10 protein-coding genes and 1 pseudogene are annotated in these 14,341 nt (G+C 69.8%); 6 read left to right on the top strand and 5 right to left on the bottom strand.

What is annotated here, in order from left to right; all coding sequences use genetic code 11:
• Window positions 1-176: 176 nt before the first annotated feature.
• Window positions 177-1,304 carry an NADH:flavin oxidoreductase gene (locus tag AB0G47_RS33845; protein WP_360777776.1) on the top strand — a complete coding sequence of 376 codons (1,128 nt, stop codon included), beginning with the start codon at window positions 177-179 and terminating at the stop codon, window positions 1,302-1,304.
• Between the two features lie 69 nt (window positions 1,305-1,373).
• Here AB0G47_RS33845 and AB0G47_RS33840 read toward each other — a convergent pair whose 3' ends face one another.
• Window positions 1,374-2,837, bottom strand: coding sequence for an NCS2 family permease (locus AB0G47_RS33840; RefSeq protein WP_360777774.1), 1,464 nt, complete (start codon window positions 2,835-2,837; stop codon window positions 1,374-1,376).
• A 344-nt stretch (window positions 2,838-3,181) separates the two neighbouring features.
• On the opposite strand from AB0G47_RS33840, the gene AB0G47_RS33835 reads away from it, so the two are divergent.
• Window positions 3,182-3,877 (top strand): helix-turn-helix transcriptional regulator, encoded by a 696-nt coding sequence (locus AB0G47_RS33835; protein WP_360777772.1) that lies wholly within the window; start codon window positions 3,182-3,184, stop codon window positions 3,875-3,877.
• A 36-nt stretch (window positions 3,878-3,913) separates the two neighbouring features.
• Here the strand turns inward: AB0G47_RS33835 and AB0G47_RS33830 are convergent, their stop codons facing one another.
• On the bottom strand, window positions 3,914-5,074 hold the full coding sequence (locus tag AB0G47_RS33830; RefSeq protein WP_360777770.1) for a family 2 encapsulin nanocompartment cargo protein terpene cyclase: 1,161 nt from the start codon (window positions 5,072-5,074) through the stop codon (window positions 3,914-3,916).
• 429 nt (window positions 5,075-5,503) lie between these two features.
• Here AB0G47_RS33830 and AB0G47_RS33825 point away from each other — a divergent pair, with 429 nt between their 5' ends.
• Together AB0G47_RS33825 and AB0G47_RS33820 are read left to right on the top strand one after the other, a co-directional pair.
• Window positions 5,504-6,931, top strand: a complete 1,428-nt coding sequence (locus AB0G47_RS33825; protein ID WP_360777769.1) for a family 2B encapsulin nanocompartment shell protein — start codon at window positions 5,504-5,506, stop codon at window positions 6,929-6,931.
• Window positions 6,932-6,954: 23 nt separating this feature from the next.
• Window positions 6,955-7,815 carry a geranyl diphosphate 2-C-methyltransferase gene (locus AB0G47_RS33820; protein WP_360777767.1) on the top strand — a complete coding sequence of 287 codons (861 nt, stop codon included), beginning with the start codon at window positions 6,955-6,957 and terminating at the stop codon, window positions 7,813-7,815.
• Here AB0G47_RS33820 and AB0G47_RS33815 read toward each other — a convergent pair.
• Together AB0G47_RS33815 and AB0G47_RS33810 are read right to left on the bottom strand one after the other, a co-directional pair.
• The gene (locus AB0G47_RS33815) at window positions 7,785-8,903 is read right to left on the bottom strand and encodes a CapA family protein (protein ID WP_360777765.1); all 1,119 of its coding nucleotides are present in this window, start codon (window positions 8,901-8,903) and stop codon (window positions 7,785-7,787) included. The genes AB0G47_RS33820 and AB0G47_RS33815 overlap by 31 nt on opposite strands.
• Before the next feature lie 39 nt (window positions 8,904-8,942).
• Window positions 8,943-9,689, bottom strand: coding sequence for a PP2C family serine/threonine-protein phosphatase (locus AB0G47_RS33810; protein ID WP_360777763.1), 747 nt, complete (start codon window positions 9,687-9,689; stop codon window positions 8,943-8,945).
• Window positions 9,690-9,812: 123 nt separating this feature from the next.
• Between AB0G47_RS33810 and AB0G47_RS33805 the strand changes: the two are divergent.
• Window positions 9,813-11,078, top strand: a pseudogene (locus tag AB0G47_RS33805) (alpha/beta family hydrolase); the annotation flags it as partial.
• 69 nt (window positions 11,079-11,147) lie between these two features.
• Here the strand turns inward: AB0G47_RS33805 and AB0G47_RS33800 are convergent.
• Window positions 11,148-11,561, bottom strand: a complete 414-nt coding sequence (locus AB0G47_RS33800; protein ID WP_360777793.1) for a Fur family transcriptional regulator — start codon at window positions 11,559-11,561, stop codon at window positions 11,148-11,150.
• A gap of 431 nt (window positions 11,562-11,992) precedes the next feature.
• Between AB0G47_RS33800 and katG the strand changes: the two genes are divergently transcribed.
• A complete protein-coding gene (gene katG / locus AB0G47_RS33795) occupies window positions 11,993-14,224 on the top strand; it encodes a catalase/peroxidase HPI (protein ID WP_360777762.1) in 2,232 nt (743 codons plus the stop codon).
• Window positions 14,225-14,341 lie beyond the last annotated feature (117 nt).

Here is a 14,341-nt window from a genome sequence, read left to right as displayed (position 1 = left end):
CGAGCGACAGCGAGAGCAGCTCCATGAGCCGGGCCGTGTCGGTGCGGGGAGAGCCTGTCATGACGGTCACTTTACCTCGTGAAACTTGACGATCTTAAATATCGGCGTTTACCGTCTAGGCGTTGCTTGAGTTTATCAAGCATCTAAGTTGTCAAGTTTCCACGAGGAGCACCACCGTGACCGTCACTACGTCCTCGGCCTCCCGCGCGGCCGAGATCCTGTCCCGGCCCGTCGCGCTGAACGGCTTGACCGTCCCGAACCGGATCGCGATGGCGCCGATGACGCGCATGTTCTCCCCGGGCGGCGTTCCGGGCGAGGACGTGCGGTCGTACTACGCCCGCCGTGCCGCCGCGGGCGTGGGCCTGATCGTCACCGAGGGGACGTACGTCGGCCACGATTCGGCCGGACAGAGCGACCGTGTGCCGCGCTTCCACGGCGAGGAGCAGCTCGCGGGTTGGGCGAAGGTCGCCGAGGACGTGCACGCGGCGGGCGGCACGATCGTCCCGCAGCTGTGGCACATCGGCATGGTGCGCAAGCAGGGCGAGGCGCCCTACCCCGACGCGCCCGCCGTCGGCCCCTCCGGCATCCGCGTCGACGGCACCGAGGGCACCGGCAAGGCGATGACCCGGAGCGACCTGGACGACGTCATCGGCGCCTTCGCCGAGGCCGCCGCGGCCGCCGAGCGCATCGGCTTCGACGGCGTCGAGCTGCACGGCGCCCACGGCTATCTCCTCGACCAGTTCCTGTGGGAGGGGACGAACCGCCGTACCGATGCGTACGGCGGCGACGCCGTGGCCCGTACGAAGTTCGCGGCGGAGATCGTGGCGGCGGTCCGCGCGGCCGTCTCGCCCGAGTTCCCGGTGATCTTCCGCTACTCGCAGTGGAAGCAGGAGGCCTACGACGCGCGCCTCGCCGAGACCCCGGAAGAGCTGGAGGCGATCCTGGCCCCGCTCGCCGCGGCGGGCGTCGACGCCTTCCACGCCTCCACGCGCCGGTACTGGCTCCCGGAGTTCGAAGACTCGGACCTCAACCTGGCGGGCTGGACCAAGAAGCTCACCGGCAGGCCCACCATCACCGTCGGCTCGGTCGGCCTCGACGGTGACTTCATCCGCGCGTTCGCTGGCGAGGGCGCCGCGCTCGGCAGCATCGACAACCTCCTCGACCGCATGGAGCGCGACGAGTTCGACATGGTCGCCGTCGGCCGCGCCCTGCTCCAGGACCCGCAGTGGGCGGCGAAGGTCCTGGGGGACCGGACCGCGGAGCTGAAGCCGTACGACGCTGCGGCGCTGAAGACGCTGAGCTAGCGCCGCGAGCGCGCCGGACCGGATGAAACGTGCAGCGGGCCCAGGGCTTCGGCCCTGGGCCCGCTTTCGTCACTTGACGCCGAGGAGCTGCTCGATCGGGTCGATGGCGAAGTAGACGGCGAACAGCACCGAGACACCCCACAGCAGCCAGTGCACCTCGCGGGCCCGGCCGAGCGCCGTCTTGATGATGACGTACGCGAGGAAGCCGGCGCCGATGCCGTTGGTGATGGAGTAGGTGAACGGCATGACGGCGATGGTCAGGAACGCCGGGATCGCGATGTCGTAGCGGTCCCAGTCGATGTGCTTGACCTGCGTCATCATCAGGAAGCCGACGGCGACGAGCGCGGGGGCCGCCGCCTGCAGCGGAACGATCGTCAGCACCGGCGTGAGGAAGAGCGCCAGGGCGAACAGACCGCCGGTGAACAGGTTGGCGAAGCCGGTGCGGGCGCCTTCGCCGACACCCGCCGCCGATTCGATGTACGTGGTCGCGGAGGAGGCCGACGCGGCACCGCCCGCCACCGCCGCCGCACCGTCGATGAGCAGCACCCGGCCCAGACCCGGCACCTGGCCCTGCTCGTCGAGCAGATCCGCCTCCGCGGTGACACCGACGACCGTGCCCATGGTGTCGAAGAAGTCGGACAGGATGAGCGTGAAGACGAGCAGCAGTACGGTGACGACGCTGACCTGACCGAAGGCACCGAACACGTCGAACTTGCCGAGCAGCCCGAAGTCGGGGCTGTCCACGAGGGAGTCCGGCAGCTCGGGCGTGGTCAGACCCCACGTCTTGATGTCCGCCGCCTTGTTCAGGACCAGGGCGAGGACGGTCGTCACGACGATGCTGATGAGGATCGCGCCCTTGACCTTGCGGGCGAGCAGCACGATCGTCAGCACGACCCCGAAGCAGAACACGAACATCGGCCAGCCGGTGAGGTTGCCCGTGCCGAGCTGCACCGGCACGGTCGTGTTCGCGGCATCCGGGATGCGGGTGACGAACCCGGCGTCGACAAAGCCGATGAACGCGATGAACAGGCCGATACCGACGCTGATGGCCTGCTTGAGCGGCTGCGGGATGGCATGCATGACCGCCTCGCGCAGACCGGTCAGGACCAGCACGCAGATGATGATGCCTTCGAGGACGATCAGGCCCATGGCGTCGTCCCACGTCATCAACGGGGCGAGCTGGAAGGCGACGACCGCGTTGAGACCGAGTCCGGCCGCGAGCGCGAGCGGGAGGTTGCCGCCGATGCCCATGATGACCGTCATCACGGCGGCCACGAGCGCGGTGGCCGTGACCAGCTGGGCCGGGTCGAGCTCGGCGCCGGTCTTGTCCTTGGCGCCGCTCAGGATGATCGGGTTGAGCACCAGGATGTACGCCATCGTGAAGAACGTGGCGAATCCACCGCGTATCTCCCGGCCGTAGGTCGACCCGCGTTCACTGATGCGGAAGTAGCGGTCGAGCGGACCGCTGGGGACACGGGGTCCGCCGGGTGCCGGGTACGCGTCGTGCGGAGCGCCGGTCGCGCTGGGTTTCATCAACTCTCCAGGATGTGCGCATGACTTGGGGGCGCATGGAGCGTGCGCGGGTGAACGCATCCGGAATCAGGGGACTGTTGGATGAACATCCGACTCCGTCGTCGGCGGCGTGATGCGCGAACGCACATGCGAAGCGCTGTGGATCATACGGACGGATGGTCGGCGATGCGCGCTCGAATGCCCCGAACTGGCAATGGTTGCAAGGACGTTATGGAGATTCTGCGGCTGCACCCCGCGCCTGCTGGAGGTATGCACGAAAAGTACCCCTGGATCTATGCACTAAATGTGGGGTCTGTGGAACGCACAGTAGCCAAATCGATCATCTGTCTCTATTATCCCGGGCTGTGCCTGGTCCCCCCTCCCATGACCCGCCCCCGCCCTTCGACGCCGGTGCCGCGCGCCGCATCCGCGACTCCCTCGGCATGGCTCCCGGCCACGTCGCGCACGGCATGCGCGCCTCCTTCGGCATGGGGCACATCACCCCCGACACGATCACTGCCTGGGAACGCGGGATCGCCGCGCCCAACCCGGGCGAACTCGCCGCACTCGCCGCAGTGCTGTGGTGCGAGCCGACCCAACTCATCGGTACGCCCCGTGCGTTGAGGGAGCATCGGCTGATCCGCGGCTATGCCGCCGTCGATGTCGCCCGTGCGGTCGGCATGGACACCGCCGAATACGAGGCCGCCGAGCGCACCGGCGTATGGACGGGTGACGCGCGCCAGTCAGGAGCGCTGGCGTCCGTGCTCGGCCTCTCCGTACGCGACCGTCTTGCGGTCACGGGTGGGAACGGCCGCCTGGCCGAACTGCTCGGCGAGGCGGTCAGCACCCGCTGGCAGGCGCACTCCCGAGCCCTCGCGAAACTGACCGGTATCGACCGAAAGATGCTCGAAGCGCCGCTGCGCTTGATGCACCAGGAGTACCAGAACCTGATGACCGCGACCCTGAGCCGGGGGATGGTCGGCAAGTCCGCGTCCGGCGAGCAGGGCCGGGCCTATCTGGAGGGCATCGTCGACCGCTTCTGGACGCTGTTGGGCATGTGACGGTGCCGGGCGCCCGGTGCCCGGCACGGCCGGGCTTCAGGGTGAGGTCGCGTAGCGGGTGCCGACGTTTCCTGCGTGCCATTCGTGGTTGCCGCCCACCCAGTTCGACAGGCCGGTCATGAAGCGGGCGAGGAGCGGATCGGTGGCGGAGAGCACGGCGGCCTGTTCCTCGAAGAGGCGGACGAGGTCGTTGTGGACCTCGATCGACTGCTGGAAGGCGTCCTCGATGGAGCAGTCCTCCTCGGCGGCGATCACGGTCGGCAGGCTGTAGTGGAAGCGCTCGCTCTGCTGCTCCTTGCGCAGCGAGTAGAGGTCGTTGCAGATGGTCGAGGCGTTGGAGGACAGGGCGACGGCGCGCTGTACGGCGGGTTCCGCGAAGAGCTGGGCGGGCAGTTCGTAGCCGCCGATGGCGTCGGTGATGGTCAGGCATGGGCGGAAGTTGTTGAACTGCCGCTGCACCAGGTACTCCCACACCGCCGGGGTGCGGCGTTCGCTGATGCAGTCGCCCTCGGCGTTGTAGCCCAGGTAGAGGCCGGCGATGTCGTGCCGGTAGCGGTGGGCCTGCGCCGAGGTGGCCAGGGCACGGAAGTGGTCCATGGCCGAGCGCATCGAGCGCAGGGCCGGGTGGGAATCCACTCCGGACCGCCAATCGGCTTCGTAGCGTGGGGTGTTGTGGGCCGGGTCGATCGCGGACTGGGCGACGGCGAGTGCCGCGCCGCGCCGGTCGGCGCTGCCGCCGTACTCCGCCTCGCAGAAGTAGTCGTCCACGGCGTTCTCGCCCACCAGCAGGCGGGCGGCGGCCATGAGGTGGTCGATGTCCGGTGCGTCCGGGTGGCACAGGACGACCGACCGTCCCGGGTCGAAGCCGACAAGGGCCTCCCGGTGATCGGTGTCCGGATAGAGGGCCACATCGTTCTCGGCCCACTCGACGAGACGGTCGTTGACCTCGTCGGCCAGCGCACGGTCGTCCCGTACGGCGGGTGGGCAATAGAGGCCCTCGATCCGTTGCGATGACGGCGACATCGGCGATGGGCCGGCCGTGGGCGAGGCCGACGCCGATTCCGGTTCCGCGGCAGGCGTGAGGCGCAGGGAGTCGGTCCCGATCCCGGAAGGACCCGAAAGGAGCCGGGTCAGCAGGCGGGGCGAACCAAGGGCGTCCGCGGGCGCGTTGGTCGTACCGGGCAAGGGCGCCTTCATCCGCAACTCCGTCCACGGGAGAGTCGACTCGGCTCGGTCGTCGACGCAGGCATAGCACGGCCCAGAGGGCGGATCAAGGGCGCGCCGGCCTCCCCGACAGGACGCAGCACGCACAACAACCCTGCCCATACCGGGAATTGAGGATCCACCCCTCCACTTCTTCACGGCCTTGGATGACCTGGGACGGTTCGCTTGATTCCAGCCGTCCTCGGGCGCGGTGACTGCCGATCCCGCAGCGCGCCGCAGGCTGTTCGCGCAGGTCATCCAGGGCGTGGGGCCGGTGGCGCAAACACATGGTGTGGGCGGGAGGCCGCTCTCGACCGCCGTCGACGCGCGCTGCTTCACTTGCGGCGCGCAGCTCCTGCGGCCGGGTCCGCCGCAGGAGTCTTTCGTGTCCTGAGCAACGCACTGCCGTGGGAGGGGACCAGGATGGCGACCGCAACGTCGGCGGAGCAGCCGGAGCAACCTGAACAGAGCGCGGGCCAGGCACAGTTGAGTCTGGGCATCGCGGCCGCCCGCAATCTGGCGACCACCACCAAGACCGTTCCGCAGATGCAGAACATCAGCTCCCGCTGGCTGCTGCGGACGCTGCCCTGGGTGGAGGTCGGAGGCGGCACGTACCGGGTGAACCGGCGCCTGGTGTACGCGGTCGGCGACGGCCGGGTGACCTTCGTCCAGGAGGGCGCCGACGTCCGGGTCGTCCCCGCGGAACTGGGAGAGCTGCCGCTGCTGCGCGGATTCGACGACTCCGAGGCGCTGCGGGCGCTCGCCGAGCGCTTCCAGCAGCAGGAGCTCCAGCCGGGCCAGATCCTGTCCCAGGCGGGCCGCCCCGCCGACCACGTCTACCTGATCGCGCACGGCAAGGTGGAGAAGATCGGAACCGGCAAGTACGGCGAGGAGACCCGGCTCGGAGTCCTCGCCGACGGCGGCTTCTTTGGCGGCCAGGTGGTCGGGGACGAGCCCGGCGACTGGGAGTTCACCACCCGCGCGGTGACCGCGTGCACCGTTCTGGTGCTGCCCCGACAGGCGTACGAGGAGGTCGCCGGGCAGAGCGAGACGCTGCGGACCCATGTGCGGGCGCGCCAGGCCGAGGGGGAGCGGCCGCAGAACAGGCGCGGCGAGGCCGACATCGCGCTCGCCGCCGGGCACGCCGGCGAACCGGCGCTGCCCGGCACCTTCGTGGACTATGAACTGGAGCCCCGCGAATACGAGTTGAGCGTGGCGCAGACGGTCCTGAAGATTCACACCCGGGTGGCCGACCTCTACAACGACCCGATGAACCAGGTCGAACAGCAGCTGCGGCTGACCATCGAGGCGCTGCGCGAACGCCAGGAGTACGAGCTGGTCAACAACCGCGAGTTCGGGCTCCTGCACAACGCCGACCACAGCCAGCGCATCTCCACCCACTCAGGACCGCCCACACCGGACGACTTCGACGAGCTGCTCAGCATGCGGCGCCAGACCAAGGCGTTCTTCGCGCACCCGCGCGCCGTCGCCGCCTTCGGCCGCGAATGCAACAAGCGCGGCATCTACTTCGGCGACACCGAAGTCGGCGGCCACCGCCTTCCGGCCTGGCGCGGCGTGCCGATCTACCCCCTGGGGAAGCTGGAGGTCTCCGCCGAAGGCGCCACCTCGATCCTGGCGATGCGTACCGGCGAGGAGGCGGAGGGCGCGGTCGGCCTGCGCCAGACCGGCATCCCCGACGAATACGAGCCGGGCCTCAATGTGCGGTTCATGGGCATCAACGACCAGGCCGTCATCTCCTACCTGGTCAGCGCCTACTACTCGGCGGCCGTGCTCGTGCCCGACGCGGTCGGCGTTCTGGAGAACGTCGAGGTCTCCCGGACACCCGCCTGACACGTTGTTAAGGAGTTCTGACGATGACGATGACTCCGGAAGCCTCCTCCCGCGTGGTGCGCACCGCCTACCAGCAGGCGGTCGCGGAGTACTGGAACAAGGAGAAGGACCCGGTCAATCTGCGCCTCGGGGATGTCGACGGCCTATACCACCACCACTACGGGATCGGCGACTGGGATCCCTCGGTCCTGGAGGGCCCCGAGGAGACCCGCGACGAGCGCGTCATCGAGGAGCTGCACCGCCTTGAGTCGGCGCAGGCGGACGTGCTCATCGACCACCTGGGAGCCATCGCGCCCGGCCACCGTCTGCTGGACGCCGGCTGCGGCAGGGGCGGCACCAGCATCATGGCCAACCAGCGCTTCGGCTGCCAGGTCGACGGCGTATCCATCTCCGAGTCACAGGTCGAGTTCGCCAACGCCCAGGCCCGCAGGCGCGGCGTCGACGCCAAGGTGGCCTTCCACTTCCGCAACATGCTGGACACGGGTCTGCCGTCCGGTGCCTTTCACGGGATCTGGAACAACGAATCCACCATGTACGTGGACCTGTTCGCGCTCTTCTCCGAGTACGCCCGGCTGCTGGTCCACGGCGGGCGCTACGTCTGCATCACCGGCTGCTACAACGACGTCACCGGCGGCCGCTCCAAGGCGGTGAGCCGCATCGACGAGCACTACACCTGCAACATCCACTCCCGCAGCGCGTATTTCAAGGCGCTCGCCGCCAACGGCCTCGTCCCCATCAACGTCGTCGACCTGACGGCCGCGACCATCCCCTACTGGGAACTGCGGGCCAAGTCCTCACTGGCCACCGGCATCGAGGAACCCTTCCTGACTGCGTACCGCGAAGGCAGCTTCCACTACCTCCTCATCGCCGCCGACCGCATCTGACCCTCGGCTCGCAGGATGAGCTCCGCGTCGGTGGCGACGCAGGGGCGGAACCCCGTCGCGATCCGGTCGAGGAGTGAGCACAGCCACCGGGAGTCCTCCGACGAGGCGTGGCACAGTCGCATGCGCCGGGACTGCAGCGGGACGATGCGCAGCTCGACGAGCCGGCCCGTGCCGGGTTCAAGTGAGGCCAGGTAGAGGAGCCGCAGGTCGTCGCGGTACTGCTCGTACCCGGTGATGCCCTCGTAGTCATTGATGAAATCGCCGCAGCCGTACAGGACGAGCTTGCCTCGATACGTCTCCAGGGGGCGAGGGTGGTGCGATGAGTGGCCGTGCACGACATCCGCTCCGGCGTCGATCAGGGCGTGCGCGAAGGCGACTTGGTCCCGGGGCACGCGGTACCCCCAGTTGGAGCCCCAGTGGACCGAGACCATCGCGATGTCGCCCGGACCCTTCGTCCGCCGTACGCGGTCGGCCACTTCGGCAGCGGCGGATGCGCCGGCCACGAAGCTCACCCCGCTGCGGTCTTCGGCCGCCGCCCAGCCGTACGGAACGCCGCTGGACGGCATGCCGAAGGCGAAGACCAGGAGCCGGTGGTTCCCGTCGAGCGGGACGATCGCCGGGCGGCTCGCCGCGTCTGCGTCCTGGCCCGCGCCGGCCGTCCGCAGCCGTGAGTCGGCCAGTGAGCCGAGCGTCTCCGTCAGCCCGCTGCGGCCGAAGTCAAGGACGTGATTGTTGGCCAGGACGCAGACGTCGGGCCGGGCGGCCGCCAGGCAGGGGACGTTGGCGGGATGCATCCGGTAGTGGATGCCCTTGCCCGGTGCGAACGAGCCGCCGCGCGTGACGCTGGTCTCCAGGTTGATGACGCGGGCGTCGGGCGCGGCCGCCGCAAGGACCTCCAGCGCGTCCCCCCAGGGCCACGCGAAGCCGACCGGACGCGGGATGGGCCCGTTCACCGCCTCCGCCAGGGCGACGTACCCGTTGGCGTCCCGCATGTAAGTCTCGCGCAGCTCCGGGTCACCGGGGTGCGGCAGTATCTGGTCCACACCACGGCCGAGCATGACGTCGCCGCAGACGAACAGCGTGGTCATGCGGCCTCTCCCTGGGGTGTCGTGGGGTCGATGAGCCGATCAGTCGACGATGCCGATCAGCGCGAGGGTGATGTTGTCGGGGCCGCCGGCCTCGATGGCGGACTTCCACAGTCCGAAGGCCGCCCGCCCGCCGTCCTGGGCCCGCAGCACCTCGTCGATCGCTTCCTCGGGCACGGGGTCGGTCAGGCCGTCGGTGCACACCAAGTAGCGCCGCCCCGTGGTGAGGGGCGTCGTGCTGATGTGCGGCGTGATCTCGGTGAACCGCGGAGCGCCGCCGAGCGACTGCGTGACGATCGACGTGGTGCGCCGGCCGGGCTCCGGTGCCGGGCTGTCGTCGACGCTCATCCGGTGCAGCGCCGCATGGCCGCCGCTCACGTCGAGCACTCTGCTGTCACCGACGTTGAACACCAGCAGTTCCGTCGGGAGGACCACGATCCCCGCGACCGTCGTCCCCATGGTGATCAGCTCCGGGTCCCCGTCCGCCACCGCGTACACGGAGTGATTGCAGGCGTCCAGCGCGTCACGCACGGCTTGTTCGCTGTCCAGGGTGGGGCCGAGCGAAGCCAGGTGCCGGACGACGAGGCTGCTGGCGACCTCGCCGGCCGGCTGGCCGCCGATGCCGTCGGCGACCGCCACGACGAGCGGCGTACCGAGCGGGAACCCCAGCGTCTGCGGGTTCTCGGTCACGGTTCCGCACAGCGTCCATGGCCCGACGGCCAGACTGTCCTCGTTGTGATCGCGCATGAGCCCCGGGTGACTCAGGGCGGTGACCGTTACGTACGGCATCTCCATCCCGCCTCTCTCCGCCACGGCGGGCGCTTTCCGCACCTCCAATTGTCGCGCCGTGCGCCCCCGCGGGCGCGGTCGGAGCGCGACAATGGAAGTGCCGAACGAGATGGGGCGAACACCGTGCTGTTCAGCGACCGTGTGGATGCCGGGCGCCGCCTGGCCGGAGCGGTGCGGCACCTGCACAAGGAAAGGCCGGTCGTCCTTGGCCTGCCCAGAGGCGGCCTACCGGTGGCCTTCGAGGTGGCGCGGGCGCTCGGTGCCCCGCTCGATGTGATCGTGGTCCGCAAGCTCGGCGTCCCCTACCAGCCGGAACTGGGCTTCGGGGCGATCGGCGAAGGCGGCGTACGCGTCATCAGCGAGGAGATCGTGCGCCACTGCGGCATCCGGCCCGCGGAGCGCGCCGCGGTCGAGCGCCGGGAGGAACGGGAGCTGCTGCGCCGGGCGCGGCGGTACCGCGACGGGCGCCCTCGGACGGCGGTCGACGGCCGCACGGTGATCGTGGTGGACGACGGGATCGCGACCGGCGCCACGGCCGCTGCCGCCTGCCGGGTCGCACGGGCACAGGGCGCGGCCCGCGTGGTGCTCGCCGTGCCGACGGCTCCGGCGGACACCCTTGACCGGATGCGCGAGGTGGCGGATGAAGTGGTGTGCCTGGCCGCGCCGGACCTGTTCGGCTCCGTGGGCCAGTGGTACCGCGACTTCTCGCAGACCTCCGACGAGGAAGTGATCGCATACCTGGCGCAGGCCGCCCGTTCCGGACCCGTCGAGGCCGAGGTCGAGGTCGACGCGGGCGGCATCGGTCTGGTCGGAGACCTCGCTCTGCCGGAGGGCGCCCGCGCGGTGGTGATGTTCGCCCACGGCTCCGGCAGCAGCAGGCACAGCCCGCGCAACCGGTCGGTGGCGTCGGCCCTGCGCGCGGCGGGTCTCGGCACGCTCCTCTTCGACCTGCTCACTCCCGCCGAGGAGGGCGACCGGGCGAACGTCTTCGACATCGACACGCTGGCCGCGCGGCTGTCGGGGGCCACCCGCTGGCTGCGGCAGCGCGAGTCCTTGGCGATCGGCTACTTCGGAGCCAGCACCGGGGCCGCGGCGGCGCTGCGGGCAGCCGCCGACGACGCGGCCGATGACACGGCTGTCGGCGCCGTGGTCTCCCGGGGCGGCAGGCCCGATCTCGCCGCGCCCCGCCTCGGCGACGTACGCGCACCGACCCTGCTGATCGTCGGCGGGCACGACCCGATGGTGGTCGACCTCAACCGTGCCGCCCAGGCGGAACTGCGCTGCGAGAACCGGCTCGACATCGTCCCGGGGGCCACGCACCTCTTCGAGGAACCCGGAACCCTGGACCAGGTGGCCGACCTGGCCAGGGACTGGTTCATCGGACACCTGACGGCAAAGGATGGTCGGCCCGGTGGCGGCGGCCCCGGCGTGCCGGAACAGCCGCACGGGCGCCGTGAGTTACCCGGCGCACTCCGGGCACAGCCCTCGATAGGTCACCTCGACATCGGACACCTGGAAGCCGAACCGTTCGGATGGCGGCAGCGCCGCCAGCGGGTCGCCTTCGGGGTGCACGTCCCGGATGGCGCCGCAGCCGGAGCAGACCAGGTGCTGGTGCGGATGGTGGGCGTTCGGGTCGTAACGCTTGGCGCGTCCGTCGGTGGCCACCTCGACCACCTCGCCGAGCGAGACGAGTTCGCCGAGGGTGTTGTAGACGGTGGCACGGGAGATCTCCGGCAGCCGGGCGGTGGCGCGCGCGAGCACCTCGTCCGCGGTGAAATGGACGTGTTCGCCGTCGAGCACCTCGGCGACCACCCGGCGCTGAGCGGTCATCCGCCAGCCACGTCCGCGGAGCCGTTCGAGCAGGTCGCTCATGTCCACCAGCCTAACTTTGCGTCGTTGAGCATCGTCCGACAAATGAATCCGTACGGCGCCCTGTCTGTCGTATTGACTTGGACTTGGTCCATCGTAGGATCGGATCCGGCCGACAGCCAAGGGACAGGGCAACAGCAGGGAAAAGCGCGTGACTTCAGCAGGCGGGTCCGCTCGACGCGGCATCCGGTGCACCGCTCGCCGACCATTGGTACGGCGAGCCGGCGGGAGTCCTCGGCCTGGAGCCGTTCGAGGACCAGATCCTGCTGGAGAAACCTGCCCCCGTCGACCCCGAGCGCATCGTCCGTGTGCGCGCCGGTGCCCGGTCGGTGACCAGCCCGCCCTCGGCGGCCCGTGCACCGACCGAAGCACCACTCCGCAGTTCTTGAGGCAGTTCTTGAGCTTTGTGATCCGCCCCGTCCGGAAGGATTCCCATGTCTGAGAACCATGACGCGATCGTCACCGACCCGAAGCCGGAGGAGACAGGCGGCTGCCCGGTCGCGCACGGACGCGCACCGCACCCGACCCAGGGCGGCGGAAACCGCCAGTGGTGGCCGGACCGGCTCAACCTGAAGATCCTCGCCAAGAACCCCGCCGTGGCGAACCCCCTGGGCGAGGAGTTCGACTACGCCGAGGCCTTCAAGACCCTCGACCTGCCCGCGGTGAAACGCGACATCGCCGAGGTGCTCACCACCTCGCAGGACTGGTGGCCCGCCGACTTCGGCAACTACGGCCCGCTGATGATCCGGATGGCCTGGCACAGCGCGGGCACCTACCGCATCAGCGACGGCCGCGGCGGCGCCGGCGCCGGTCAGCAGCGCTTCGCCCCGCTCAACAGCTGGCCGGACAACGCGAGCCTCGACAAGGCCCGCCGTCTGCTGTGGCCGGTCAAGAAGAAGTACGGCCAGAGCCTCTCCTGGGCCGACCTCATGATCCTCACCGGCAACGTGGCCCTGGAGGGGATGGGCTTCAAGACCTTCGGCTTCGGCGGCGGCCGCCCCGACGTCTGGGAGCCCGACGAGGACGTCTACTGGGGTCCCGAGACCACCTGGCTCGACGACGAGCGCTACACCGGCGACCGGGAGCTCGAGGACCCGCTCGGCGCCGTCCAGATGGGCCTCATCTACGTCAACCCCGAGGGCCCCAACGGCAACCCGGACCCGATCGCCGCGGCCCGCGACATCCGTGAGACGTTCCGCCGGATGGCGATGAACGACGAGGAGACGGTCGCCCTGATCGCGGGCGGTCACACCTTCGGCAAGACCCACGGAGCGGGCTCGTCGGACAACATCGGTCCCGACCCCGAGGCCGCCCCGATGGAGCAGCAGGGCATCGGCTGGAAGAGCACGAACGGCACCGGTGTGGGCGCCGACGCGATCACCAGCGGTCTCGAGGGCATCTGGACGAACACCCCGGTCACCTGGGACAACAGCTTCTTCGAGATCCTCTTCGGCTATGAGTGGGAGCTGTTCAAGAGCCCGGCCGGCGCGTACCAGTACCGTCCGAAGGACGGCGCAGGGGCGGGCACCGTACCCGACGCCTTCGACGCGTCGAAGACGCACGCGCCGACGATGCTCACGACCGACCTCTCGCTCCGGTTCGACCCGGCCTACGAGCAGATCTCACGGCGCTTCAAGGACAACCCCGAGGAGTTCGCCGACGCCTTCGCTCGCGCCTGGTTCAAGCTGACCCACCGCGACATGGGCCCGATCGTGCGCTACCTCGGCCCGGAGGTCCCGGCGGAGCAGCTGGTGTGGCAGGACCCGCTGCCCGCGGTCACGCACGAGCTCGTCGACGCGGCGGACATCGCCGCCCTCAAGAGCCAGGTCCTCGCATCGGACCTGACGGTTTCCCAGCTGGTGTCCACCGCGTGGGCGTCGGCCTCGTCCTTCCGCGGCAGCGACAAGCGCGGCGGCGCCAACGGCGCCCGCATCCGCCTGGAGCCGCAGAGCGGCTGGGAGGTCAACCAGCCCGACGAGCTGGCCACCGTACTGCGCACCCTGGAAGGGATCAGGGACTCCTTCAACTCGGCCCAGAGCGGCGGCAAGCAGATCTCGCTTGCCGACCTGATCGTGCTGGCCGGCGCCGCCGGTGTCGAGCAGGCCGCCAAGGACGGCGGCGTCGAGATCGAGGTCCCGTTCACGCCGGGCCGCGCCGACGCGTCGCAGGAGCAGACGGACGTGGAGTCGTTCTCCGCGCTCGAGCCGCGCGCCGACGGGTTCCGCAACTACATCGGCAAGGGCAACCGCCTGGGCGCCGAGTACCTGCTGCTCGACAAGGCGAACCTGCTGACCCTCAGCGCCCCCGAGCTGACGGTCCTCGTCGGTGGCCTGCGCGTCCTCGGCGCCAACCACCAGCAGTCGAAGCACGGCGTCCTCACCACCAACCCCGGGACTCTGACCAACGACTTCTTCGTCAACCTGCTCGACCTGGGCACGGAGTGGAAGTCGACGTCCGAGGCCCAGGACACGTTCGAGGGCCGTGACGCCGCCACGGGCGCGGTCAAGTGGACCGGCACCCGTGCCGACCTCGTCTTCGGCTCGAACTCCGAGCTGCGCGCGGTCGCGGAGGTCTACGCGAGCGATGACGCGAAGGAGAAGTTCGTGCAGGACTTCGTCAAGGCGTGGGACAAGGTCATGAACCTGGACCGGTTCGACCTCTCCTGACGCGTAGCGGACGACGGCGTCCGGGCCGGCCCCCGTGGGCCGGTCCGGACGCCGTTCTGCGTGCGTGCGGTGACAGGAGGCGCCGTACGATCACCGAAGGCACGACAGAGGAGGCCC

The organism is Streptomyces sp. NPDC021622, from assembly GCF_040640795.1.
Lineage (GTDB): Bacteria > Actinomycetota > Actinomycetes > Streptomycetales > Streptomycetaceae > Streptomyces.
The sequence above is the reverse complement of the archived record's forward strand: the minus strand, read 5'-3'. Positions and strand labels throughout refer to the sequence as shown.